At 75.0% G+C, this 10,426-nt stretch carries 10 protein-coding genes and 1 pseudogene; 6 read left to right on the top strand and 5 right to left on the bottom strand.

What is annotated here, in order from left to right; all coding sequences use genetic code 11:
- Nucleotides 1-398 (top strand): annotated as a pseudogene (locus ACIA8Q_RS11250) (acetyl-coenzyme A synthetase); the annotation flags it as partial.
- Nucleotides 399-456: 58 nt separating this feature from the next.
- Here the strand turns inward: ACIA8Q_RS11250 and ACIA8Q_RS11245 are convergent.
- A complete protein-coding gene (locus tag ACIA8Q_RS11245) occupies nt 457-1,707 on the bottom strand; it encodes a serine hydrolase domain-containing protein (RefSeq protein ID WP_396317041.1) in 1,251 nt (416 codons plus the stop codon).
- Between the two features lie 405 nt (nt 1,708-2,112).
- Here ACIA8Q_RS11245 and nhaA point away from each other — a divergent pair, with 405 nt between their 5' ends.
- From nhaA to ACIA8Q_RS11225, 4 genes are all read left to right on the top strand, one after another.
- Complete coding sequence (gene nhaA / locus ACIA8Q_RS11240) at nt 2,113-3,486, top strand: Na+/H+ antiporter NhaA (protein ID WP_396317040.1); 1,374 nt, start codon at nt 2,113-2,115, stop codon at nt 3,484-3,486.
- A gap of 189 nt (nt 3,487-3,675) precedes the next feature.
- On the top strand, nt 3,676-4,152 hold the full coding sequence (locus ACIA8Q_RS11235) for a phage holin family protein (RefSeq protein ID WP_360205490.1): 477 nt from the start codon (nt 3,676-3,678) through the stop codon (nt 4,150-4,152).
- A gap of 163 nt (nt 4,153-4,315) precedes the next feature.
- The gene (locus ACIA8Q_RS11230) at nt 4,316-5,335 is read left to right on the top strand and encodes an alpha/beta hydrolase (protein WP_360205493.1); all 1,020 of its coding nucleotides are present in this window, start codon (nt 4,316-4,318) and stop codon (nt 5,333-5,335) included.
- 144 nt (nt 5,336-5,479) lie between these two features.
- Nucleotides 5,480-5,689: a hypothetical protein gene (locus ACIA8Q_RS11225; RefSeq protein WP_360205496.1), complete on the top strand. Its 210-nt coding sequence runs from the start codon at nt 5,480-5,482 to the stop codon at nt 5,687-5,689.
- A 72-nt stretch (nt 5,690-5,761) separates the two neighbouring features.
- Here ACIA8Q_RS11225 and ACIA8Q_RS11220 read toward each other — a convergent pair whose 3' ends face one another.
- The 4 genes from ACIA8Q_RS11220 to nth form a co-directional block, all read right to left on the bottom strand.
- The gene (locus ACIA8Q_RS11220) at nt 5,762-6,463 is read right to left on the bottom strand and encodes a metal-dependent hydrolase (protein ID WP_396317039.1); all 702 of its coding nucleotides are present in this window, start codon (nt 6,461-6,463) and stop codon (nt 5,762-5,764) included.
- A gap of 258 nt (nt 6,464-6,721) precedes the next feature.
- Nucleotides 6,722-7,906 carry a MarP family serine protease gene (locus tag ACIA8Q_RS11215; RefSeq protein WP_360205502.1) on the bottom strand — a complete coding sequence of 395 codons (1,185 nt, stop codon included), beginning with the start codon at nt 7,904-7,906 and terminating at the stop codon, nt 6,722-6,724.
- A gap of 46 nt (nt 7,907-7,952) precedes the next feature.
- A complete protein-coding gene (locus tag ACIA8Q_RS11210) occupies nt 7,953-8,699 on the bottom strand; it encodes an NUDIX hydrolase (RefSeq protein ID WP_387900685.1) in 747 nt (248 codons plus the stop codon).
- Between the two features lie 17 nt (nt 8,700-8,716).
- Complete coding sequence (gene nth, locus ACIA8Q_RS11205) at nt 8,717-9,586, bottom strand: endonuclease III (RefSeq protein ID WP_360205508.1); 870 nt, start codon at nt 9,584-9,586, stop codon at nt 8,717-8,719.
- A gap of 171 nt (nt 9,587-9,757) precedes the next feature.
- On the opposite strand from nth, the gene ACIA8Q_RS11200 reads away from it, so the two are divergent.
- Complete coding sequence (locus tag ACIA8Q_RS11200; protein ID WP_396317038.1) at nt 9,758-10,375, top strand: RraA family protein; 618 nt, start codon at nt 9,758-9,760, stop codon at nt 10,373-10,375.
- Nucleotides 10,376-10,426 lie beyond the last annotated feature (51 nt).

Here is a 10,426-nt window from a genome sequence, read left to right as displayed (position 1 = left end):
TGATGCTCGTCTCCGGCCACAACATCTCCACCACCGAGGTCGAGTCCGCCCTGGTCGGCCACCCCGCCGTGGCCGAGTCCGCGGTCGTCGGCGCCGCCGACGCCACCACCGGCCAGGCCATCGTCGCCTTCGTCATCCTGCGCGGCACGGCCACCGACACCCCCGAACTCGTCGAGGAACTGCGCGCCCACGTCGGCCGCACCCTGGGCCCGATCGCCAAGCCCAAGCAGATCAAGGTCGTCGGCGAACTCCCCAAGACCCGCTCCGGCAAGATCATGCGCCGCCTCCTGCGCGACATCGCCGAAGGCCGCGAAGTCGGCGACACCACCACGCTCGCCGACAGCACCGTGATGAGCCAGATCCAGGCCCAGCTCCCGCCCACCGCCAGCAACGGCTGAGCTGCGCGACCGGTCTGACCGGTGCCCCGGGCGGTGACCACCGCCCGGGGCGCCGTCGTCACTCCGGCACCACCCCGCCCGGCGCTGCCCGCCCACCGCGCCCGGTGGACCGGGCACCGCCGGCCCCGCCCTCCGCGACCCCGCCGTCCTCGCCGCCGACGCCGTCGCTCCCGGCCGTCCGGTCGGCGGCCATCGTCCGCAGGGTGTCGTACGCGCGCTGGACGAAGCCGCGGCTGCGCAGCGACCGGGCCCCGGCCATGACCGCGAGGCCCACCTCCGCCCGTGGACTGAACCCGACGAAGGCGGTACCGCCGCGGGTCGACCCGGTGTGGAACACCAGCTCCTCCTCCACCCCCTCGTCCTCCCCCGGCCCGGCCCCGGCCGTCCGGTCCGGGCCCGCCCCCGAGCGCTGGTTCCAGCCCAGGCAGATCCGGGTCCCGCCGCCGCGGCGTCGCCCGGCCCGCGGCCGGCGGACCTCGCCGAGCGCGGTCCGCAGCACCGCCGCGTCGGCCGGCTCCGGGAGCGGAACGGCGTCCAGCGACAGGTGCGCCTGCAGGTAGCGGAGCATGTCGTCGGCGGTCGAGCGCAGGGCCGCCGCGCCGGGCAGGGCCGGCAGCCGGAACGACGGCACCCGGCGGCCGCGCCGGTACCGGGCGACGTCCTCCGGGCCGGGCCCGCAGGAGGTGTCCACCAGGCCGAGCGGCCCGCAGACCCGGGCGGCCAGCAGATCGTCGTAACGCTGTCCGGCCGCGTTGGCCAGCAGCATCCCGAGCAGTCCGCAGCCGAGGTTGGAGTAGCGCACCTGCGTGCCCGGAGTCCCCCGGACGGGGGTCCGCGGCAGTGCCCCGAGCAGGTGCGCGGGGCCGAACGTGGCGTACGGGCGGGTGAACCACCGGGGGGCCACGGCCGGCAGCAGACCGACCGGCGACCGGGGCAGGCCCGAGGTGTGGGTGGCCAGGTGGAGCAGGGTGATCGGCCGCTCGTGCGGGTAGCCGGGGGCGGCGTGCGCGGGGAGGTAGCGGTCGATCGGGTCGTCGTAGCGGACGTCCCCCCGGGCGGCCATCTCGGCCAGCAGCAGGCCGGTGAAGGTCTTGGTGACGGAGCCGAGCTCGAACCGGGTGTCGGCCCGGACGGGGCGTTCGGCGGAGCGGTCGGAGTGGCCCCGGCAGGCGACCGTCCGCTCGGCGCCCCGGATCACGGCGACGGCGATGCCGCCGCCGGGGCCCGCGGCGTGGAACAGCGGGCGGAGCAGGTGGTCGAGGTCCTCGGGGACGTCGGTACCGACCGGGGGGTACAGCGCGGTGTTCATCGGTCGGCGCTCCACCGGGGGAGTCGCCGCGACGGCGGTAAGAGGGGTGGTCTGGGCATGGTCGTGCCTCCGGTCGGTCCCGGCCGTTCCCCACCGGGGGGGGGCGCGCCGCCCCGGGTCGGGCGGCGCCTGCGACCGACGATAGGGACGGGTTCACCCGACTGCATGCGGCCGGGGCCATCCGGGTGCAGGGCGGGTGCTCCCCGGGGGTGCGGAAGCCGTCGGCAGGGCTTAAGTCCTTCAGTAGGACGATCCGGTCGTCACCCGAAAGATCCCGCTAGACTGCTAAGGACGCATCAAGGTCCCCGAGCAGGAGACCGGGCGTCACAGGGCGCGCCGGGAAGTCTGGTCGGCAACTGCACCACCCGTGCATCCGTTGCCGCTCCCAGCCCCAGGAGGTCCCGCGTGACCGACCAGCCGCCCGTCCCCGAGCCGACGACCCGCCGGCAGTTCCTCGGCCGGCTGTCCCTGCCCGAGCGGACCTTCATCACCGACGCCCTGCGGACCGAGACGGTCGGCGGCGTGCTGCTGCTCGTCGCCGCCGTGGTGGCCCTGATCTGGGCCAACGTCTGGCCGGAGGCCTACCAGAGCGTCCTCGACCACACCGTCGGCCCGTCCGGCCCGCTCCACCTCGACCTCACCCTCGGCAACTGGGCCAAGGACGGCCTGCTGACGATCTTCTTCTTCGTGGCCGGCATCGAGCTCAAGCGCGAGTTCGTCGCGGGCGAGCTGCGCACCCCGAGCGCCGCGCTGCTGCCGGTGGTCGCCGCGGTCTGCGGCGTGGCCCTGCCCGCCGTCCTCTTCACGCTCGTCAACTCGGGCGGCGGCGGCCACCCCGGCGGCTGGGCGATCCCGACCGCCACCGACATCGCCTTCGCGCTCGGCGTGCTGGCCGTGGTCGGCAGCCACCTGCCGTCCGCCCTGCGCGCCTTCCTGCTGACCCTCGCCGTGGTGGACGACCTGATCGCGATCCTGATCATCGCGGTCTTCTACAGCTCCGGCATCAAGTTCTGGGCGCTCGGACTGGCGCTGGCCGGCCTGGTGCTGTTCTGGTTCCTGCACCGGCGCGGGGTGCACGGCTGGTACCTGTTCGTGCCGCTGGCCTTCCTGACCTGGGCGCTGATGCACGAGAGCGGCGTCCACGCCACGGTCGCCGGCGTCGCGATGGGCCTGATGCTGCGCTGCCACCGCGAGGGCGACGAGCAGCAGTCCCCCGGCGAGCACATCGAGCACCTGGTCCGCCCGCTCTCGGCCGGCCTGGCCGTCCCGGTCTTCGCGCTGTTCGCGGCCGGGGTGACGATCTCCGGGCCGGCGCTGCGCGAGGTGTTCACCCAGGCCATGCCGCTCGGCATCGTCATCGGCCTGCTGGTCGGCAAGACGGTCGGCATCTTCGGCGGCACCTGGCTGGCCGCCCGCTTCACCCGGGCCGAACTGAACCCCCGGCTCAGCTGGGCCGACCTCTTCGCGGTCTCGGTGCTCGCCGGCATCGGCTTCACGGTCTCGCTGCTCATCAGCGAGCTGGCCTTCCCCGGCGACCCGGCCCTCGCCGACCTGGCCAAGACCGCCGTCCTGGTCGGCTCGCTGTTCTGCGCGACGATCGCCACCGTGCTGCTCAAGCTGCGCAACCGGCACTACCGCGCGCTGTGCGAGGAGGAGGACCGGGACGTGGACGGCGACGGCGTCCCGGACGTCTACCAGCAGGACGACCCGGCCTGGCGCGCCCGGGTCGCCGACCTCACCCGGCACCCCCGCGAGGAGGGGCCCGGGAAGGCGCCCTGAGGCCCTCCGGCGGCCCTCCCCGGCCCGGGACACGTCCCCCCGGCGGGGCCCCGGAGTGGTGTGCGACTGACCGGTAGGGGCATGATTCTGAGCTGTCGACAGTCCACGGACGCCTCCGGGCCCCCACCGGCCTCCGGAACCGCACCACACGGCGGCGTCACGCCGCACAGCCGCAGAGGAGAACCGCTGATGCCCGCAGGAGCCGCAGACCCGTCCAGCTACGGCCGGGCGCCCTACGAGGGCGAGCGTTCGGTGGGGCAGCTGTTCGCGGCGGCCACCGCCGACCTGTCCGCGCTCGTCCACGACGAGATCGCGCTCGCCAAGGCCGAGATCCGGGCGGACGTCAAGCGCGGCGTGTCCGGGGGCGTCTCACTGGCCGTCGCCGGCGTGGTGCTGCTGGCCTCCGTCCCGATGTTCAGCGCCGCCGCCGCGTTCGGCATCCACGCGCTGGGCCTCTCGCTCGGCTGGTCCTTCCTGATCGTGGCGGCCGCCTACGTGCTGCTCGCGGTGGTGCTCGGGCTGCTGGCCTGGCGCTCGTTCAAGAAGATCGAGAAGCCGCACCGCACCATCGAGGGCGCGCAGAGGACCGCCGACGTGCTGAAGAACGCCCGGCCGCGCCCGGCCACCCAGGAGGAGATCGACCGGGGCCTGGGCCGCATCCCGTAACCGCCCGCCCGCCCGTCCGGTGACGGCCGGTCCGGCGGCCCGCCCGCCCCTCCCCGGTGGCGGCGCGCCGGCCCGTCGGACGGCGGCCCGCCGGGCGCTCCCGGACCCGCCGGGAGCGAGTGCCGGGCACGTGTCCGGCGCACGGATGTGACACGCTCTCGGTATGCCGCTTGACCAGAAGCCCGTACCCGCGCAGCCGTCCGCCGCATCCGGCCCCGCCCCGGCCCCCGGACGGGAGCCCGCCGAGGAGGCCGCCGGCGGTGCCGTCGACGACGCCGCCGAGGCCTGGAGCGTCCGGCAGGCCGGCCCGTGGACGCACCGCGACCTGGCGGCCAACGGCGCCCGGTTCCACATCGCCGAGCTCGGCGCGGGCCCGCTGGTACTGCTGGTGCACGGCTGGCCCGAGTACTGGTGGGCCTGGCGCCACCAGCTGACCGCGCTGGCCGAGGCCGGCTACCGGGCGGTGGCCCTCGACCTGCGGGGCATCGGCGGCAGCGACCGCACCCCGCGCGGGTACGACCCGGGCAACCTGGCACTGGACATCACCGGGGTGATCCGCTCGCTCGGCGAACGCCGGGCGCACCTGGTCGGCCACGCCTCCGGCGGGACGCTGGCCTGGGTCGCGGCGGTGATGCGCCCGTCGGTGATCCAGAGCCTCACCGTCGTCTCCGCCGCACACCCCCGGGACCTGCGCCGGGCCCTGCTGACCGACCGCCGCCAGGCGGCCGCCTTCGAGCACGTGCTGGGCTTCCAGCGGCCGTGGATACCGGAACGCCGCCTGGTGGCCGACGACGCCGCGCTGGTCGGCCACTACCTGGACGCCTGGACCGGGCCGAACCAGCTCGACGGGGCGGCCAAGCACGCGTACCGGCAGGCGATCCAGATCCCGAGCACGGCGCACTGCTCGATCGAGCCGTACCGCTGGCTGCTGCGTTCGATGGCCCGCCCGGACGGCATCCAGTTCGCCCGGCGGATGAAGAAGCCGATCACGGCGCCGACCCTGCACGTCCAGGGCGCGGCGGACCCGGTGCTGCTGTCGCGCACCGCGCTCGGCGGCGGCGAGTACGTGGCGGCGCCGTACCGCTGGCGGCTGCTGCCCGGGGTGGGGCACTTCCCGCACGAGGAGGTCCCGGAGCAGTTCACCGCCGAGCTGCTGGACTGGATCGGCCACCACAAGGAGTGAGGCACGGGCCCTTTCGGCGGGTCCCGCGGGAAGGGCCTTCGGCCCCCAACTCCCTTGACGCTGAGCTCATATGACAAGCGCATAGGACAACTTCGACGCGACCCGGGCGATTACCCCCACCGGCCCAGGGGCATCCATTCCGGTATGACCTGGATGCCCGATCGCGGCGGTGCCCCGCGCGCCCAACGCCAGAACAGCTCCCAGCGCTCCGCCCACCGCCCCGACCGGGCGGACGACCTCGGCTTCGACGGCCTCGACCGCCGCCAGCGGCCGGCGCAGCGCCAGCTCGGCATCCCGCGCATCCTGGGCCGGCGCGCCCGCTGGGTCGGCGCACGACTGCGGCGCGAGACCTGAGGCCCCGCGCCGCACCGCCCGGCGTCACCGGCCCGACCGGCCGGCGGCCCGGCGGCCCCGGCGCCCGGCCGGTCAGTTCACGATCGTGGGCGACAGCGCCGTGAACCAGAGCAGGACGAAGGTCGCCACCGACATGATCGGCACCAGCACCTTGGTCTCCACGCTGTTGCCGCTGCGCTTGATCAGCACCACCTCGTAGCGCTCCTTGTGCGGCCACAGCAGCGGCGCGCCCTTCTTGGTCAGGCAGTCGCCCAGCAGGTGCGCCAGCGTGCCCAGCGCCACCGCGTAGGGCAGCCAGCCGGGCGAGTTCGGCATCCAGGTGTTCATCCCGAAGGTGCCGAGCGCGGACAGCCCGACGACGGTGATCCAGGTCTGCGGACCGTCCCCCGGCGGGCAGAGCCGCAGCGCCCGGATCGCCAGCGCGAGCAGGAAGAACGTCAGCGCGAGGGTGAAGTTCCGGCCCAGGAAGGTGACCCCGGCCCAGGTGCCGCCGCCCGTCAGCGCGACGAAGAGCAGCGAGTGGGTGGCGTGCCGGTGCCCGCCCGAGGCCCAGGCCACGAAGCGGCAGAGGGCCTTGGAGAGCGGGCCGAGGAAGTTGGCGATCGAGCCGTCGTGGTGGTCGAGGTCCGGCAGCAGGGCCGCACCCGCGCACAGCACGGTGCCCATCAGTATGTCCGCGGGCTGCAGCGCGGTGTGCAGCAGCAGCGGGGGCAGGAACGGCGCCGAGGCCGCGTACAGCATCGCCCCGCTGACCGCGTGCGAGTGACCCATCATCGGACTTCCCCGACCTCCCGTGCGACTCACTCCGGGACGGCGCCCGGTTGAGCCGAACGGGTGAGCGCGGCAGAGGCTACCAGGGGGGACTGACGATCCGACGGACATCCGGCAGAGTGCCCCCGGCGCGTCCCCGATGCTTCCCCGCCGGCGCGTCCCCGGTGCTTCCCTGCCGGCGCGTCCCCGGTGCTTCCCCGCCGGAGGGCGGAGCCGACCGGGGCGGGGGCCCGGCCGGCGGGTGCGGCCCGCCGGCCGCGGTCAGAGCGCGCAGCCCTGGGTGTCCACCCGGCTGCTCGCGGTGCTGCCCTTCTCCGCGTCCTCCCGCACCTCGGCCGCGGTCAGCACGTACCCGGTGTCCGCGCTGTCCAGCGACTTGGCGAACACCACGCCGTACACCTGGCCGTCCGGGGTGAGCAGCGGGCCGCCGCTGTTGCCCTGGCGGACCAGCGAGCGGACCGAGTAGACGTCGCGCACCACCTGGCCGCGGTGGTAGATGTCCGGGCCGTTGGCCTGGATCCGGCCCCGGATGCGGGCCGGCTGGACGTTGAAGGCGCCGTTCTCCGGGAAGCCCGCCACGATCGCGCTGTCGTTGGTCTTCGCCTCGCCCGCGAAGGTCAGCGGGGGCGCGTTCAGCTTGGGGACGTCCAGCACCGCGATGTCGCGCTGCCAGTCGTAGCGGACCACCGTCGCGTCGTACAGCTGGCCCGTCCCGCCGATCTGCACGGTGGGCTCGTCGACCCCGCCCACCACGTGGGCGTTGGTCATCACCCGGTGCGGGGCGAAGACGAACCCGCTGCCCTCCAGGGTCTTGCCGCAGGAGGTGGCGGTGCCGACCACTTTGACCAGGCTCTGCTTCGCCCGCGCCACCGCCGGGGTGCCCGCCAGCGCCGGGTCCGGCGTGTCGACCTGGGTGATCGGCTCGTGCTCGAACGGGTTGAAGACCTGCGGGAAGCCGTTGCGGGCGAGCACCTTGGAGAAGTCCGAGAACCAGTTCGGCGCGTCGTCGGGCAGCGCGTTCTGCACGCCCCCGAGGATCGCCGAGGAGCGGACCTGCTTGGACACCGTCGGCAGCGACGCCCCGGCCAGCGCCGAACCGATCAGCCAGGCCACCAGCAGCATCGAGACCACGTTCACGGCCGAGCCGCCCAGCGCGTCCAGCACCCGTGCCGGACGGCGGTCGATGTGCCCGCGGAGCTTCCAGCCGAAGTGCGCGGTGACCGCCTGGCCGATCGCGGCGAACACGATCACCACCACCACGGCCACCACCGAGGCCGTGGTGCCCGGGCTGAGGTGGTCCAGCAGCAGCGGCAGCAACTGGACGGCCAGCAGCCCGCCGCCCAGGAACCCGACCAGGGACAACACACCCACCACGAAGCCCTGCCGGTAGCCCGACACGGCGAATCCCACGGCAGCGGCGATCAGCAGCACATCCAGGACGTTCACCCCGACACCCTCCCACGGCCCCCGGCCCGGCCGTACCGACGGCCCCTCACGAGGAGCCGGCGTCGCCGCCCGGCAGCGCGCTGGAGTGGTCGAGGTCTCCCTGGACCAGGGCCAGCGCCTCGTCCGAGAGGTCGACGACCCGGGACGGGTCCCAGGGCCGCTCCAGGCCGCTGTGGTGCAGCACCCGGTCGATCACCCCCGCCGTGAACCCCCAGACCAGCCGGCCGGCGACCGCGAAGGCCGGCCCGACGTGCCCGGAGGGGTGCCGCAGCCGCACCCGGTTCGCCGGGTCGGCGAGCTCGGCGACCGGCACCCGGAACACCGCGCCCGTCTCCCCGCGGTCCACCGGCCGCACCGGCGACTCCACCCGCCACCAGCCGAGCACCGGGGTCACCACGAAGCGGCTCACCGGGATGTACAGCGCGGGCAGCGCCGCGAACACCTGCACCCCGGCCGGGTCCAGCCCGGTCTCCTCCCAGGCCTCCCGAAGCGCCGCCGCGACCGGGCCCGGGCCCTGCGGGTCGCCGTCCTCCGGATCCAGCGCGCCGCCCGGGAAGGACGGCTGGCCGGCGTGCGAGCGCAGCGAGCGGGCCCGCTCGATCAACAGGAGGTCCGGCCCGTCCGGCCCCTCGCCGAAGAGCATCAGCACCGCCGCCGCCCGGCCGCCCTCGGCCGGCGGCAGGAAGCGGCTCAGCTGCTCCGGCAGGACCCGCTCGGCCGCCTCCCGCACCGGCTCCAGCCAGGCCGGCAGGCCGTCCCGCTCGATCACCCGGGCCTCCCGCGCCTCCGGCATCTCCTGCGCCCCGCGCGTCACTCGCCCACCGCCAGGTCCGCGACCCGGCCCAGGTGGGCGTCGGCGTCGGCCCGTGCGGCGGCCTCGCCGGGGAAGTCCGCCGGCGGCTTCAACCGCTGGCCGGGCCGGCCGCCCATCTCGTACTTGAGCAGCTTGCGCGCCTTCTCCGGGTCCGTCTCGCCCTCCCCGTACGCCGGGCAGAGCGGGGCGATCGGGCAGGCCCCGCAGGCGGGGTTGCGGGAGTGGCAGATCCGGCGGCCGTGGAAGACCACCCGGTGCGACAACATCGTCCACTCCGACTTCGGGAAGATCTCGGCGACCACCGCCTCGACCTTCACCGGGTCCTCCTCGGCCGTCCAGGCGAACCGCCGGGCCAGCCGCCCGAAGTGGGTGTCCACGGTGATCCCGGGCACTCCGAAGACGTTGCCGAGGACCACGTTGGCGGTCTTGCGGCCCACGCCCGGCAGCGTCACCAGGTCCTCCAGGCGCCCCGGCACCTCGCCGCCGAACCCGTCGCGCAGCGCGACCGAGAGGCCGATCAGCGCCTTCGCCTTGTTCCGGAAGAAGCCGGTCGGGCGGATGACCTCCTCCAGCTCCTCCGGGTTCGCCGCCGCCATGTCCTCCGGCGTCGGGTACTTCGCGAACAGTGCGGGCGTCGTCTGGTTCACCCGCAGGTCCGTGGTCTGCGCCGACAGCACCGTGGCCACCAGCAACTGGAACGGGTTCTCGAAGTCCAGCTCCGGGTGCGCGTACGGGTACAGCTCCGCCAGCTCCCGGTTGATCCGCCGCGCCCGCCGCACCATCGCCAGGTGCGACTCCGGCTTCCTCGCCCTCACGGCCGGCCGGGCCTTCGGTGCCGCGGCCTTCCGGACCTTGCTCTCTGCCATGCACGAAGGCTACTTCGACCGGCCGACCCGTCGGGGCGGATCAGCCCGACCGGTGCCCGGAGGGGCCGCGCCCCGGCAGGCCCCGGTGCGTGCGGGCGCCCGTCCGGGAGCGTCGCGGACGGGCCGTGGAACCATCGCTCGACGGCATCCCCACCCGGAGGACGAGGAACCATGGACGAGGACTTCAAGGACATCCCCACCACCACCCTGGCCGACGTGCTCGGGCGCGAGCGGGTCATGGACGCCGGCATCCGCCCGCTCTGGTCGGGGGCGCCCCGGGTGGCCGGCCCGGCGTTCACCGTACGGTGCCCGCCGGGCGACAACCTGATGCTGCACGCGGCGATCTACCGGGCCGAGCCGGGCGCCGTGATCGTCGTCGAGTCGGGCGACCCGGACCACGCGCTGGCCGGGGGCAACGTGTGCGCGGTGGCGCAGCGCCGGGGCGTCGCCGCATTCGTGGCCGACGGCCTGATCCGCGACCTCGGCGAGGTGCGGGAGCTCGGCTTCCCGGTCTTCGCCCGGGGGGTGATCCCGATCCCGGGGGCGAAGCGGGCCCTCGGGGCGCACGGCGGCCCGGTGCGCTGCGGCGGCGTCCTGGTCGCGGCCGGGGACGTGGTGGTGGCCGACGAGGAGGGCGTGGTGGTGGTCCCCGCCGCCGGGCGCGCGCCGACGCTGGCCGCGGCCCGGGCCAAGCTGGCCAAGGAGGCCGCCGAGTCGCTGGACGACTGGGAGGCCGCGCACCGCGCCCGGATCGAGCAGAGCCTCGGCGAGCTGGGTTTCACCGGCTGACGGACCGGCGGGGCGACGGCCCGGGCACCCGGGCCGTCGCCGGTCAGCCCC

The organism is Kitasatospora sp. NPDC051705 (assembly GCF_044453265.1).
Classification (GTDB): domain Bacteria; phylum Actinomycetota; class Actinomycetes; order Streptomycetales; family Streptomycetaceae; genus Kitasatospora.
Note: the sequence above shows the minus strand (reverse complement) of the source record. Positions and strands in the feature narration are given on the sequence as shown.

Bases quoted from the DNA above. Each gene is read 5' to 3' on its own strand.
- ACIA8Q_RS11235 (WP_360205490.1), top strand. From the start codon at position 3,676: ATGCCCGCAGGAGCCGCAGACCCGTCCAGCTACGGCCGGGCGCCCTAC.
- ACIA8Q_RS11230 (WP_360205493.1), top strand. From the start codon at position 4,316: ATGCCGCTTGACCAGAAGCCCGTACCCGCGCAGCCGTCCGCCGCATCC.
- ACIA8Q_RS11210 (WP_387900685.1), bottom strand. From the start codon at position 8,699: ATGCCGGAGGCGCGGGAGGCCCGGGTGATCGAGCGGGACGGCCTGCCG.
- ACIA8Q_RS11220 (WP_396317039.1), bottom strand. From the start codon at position 6,463: ATGATGGGTCACTCGCACGCGGTCAGCGGGGCGATGCTGTACGCGGCC.
- ACIA8Q_RS11200 (WP_396317038.1), top strand. From the start codon at position 9,758: ATGGACGAGGACTTCAAGGACATCCCCACCACCACCCTGGCCGACGTG.
- ACIA8Q_RS11245 (WP_396317041.1), bottom strand. From the start codon at position 1,707: ATGAACACCGCGCTGTACCCCCCGGTCGGTACCGACGTCCCCGAGGAC.
- nth (WP_360205508.1), bottom strand. From the start codon at position 9,586: ATGGCAGAGAGCAAGGTCCGGAAGGCCGCGGCACCGAAGGCCCGGCCG.
- ACIA8Q_RS11225 (WP_360205496.1), top strand. From the start codon at position 5,480: ATGACCTGGATGCCCGATCGCGGCGGTGCCCCGCGCGCCCAACGCCAG.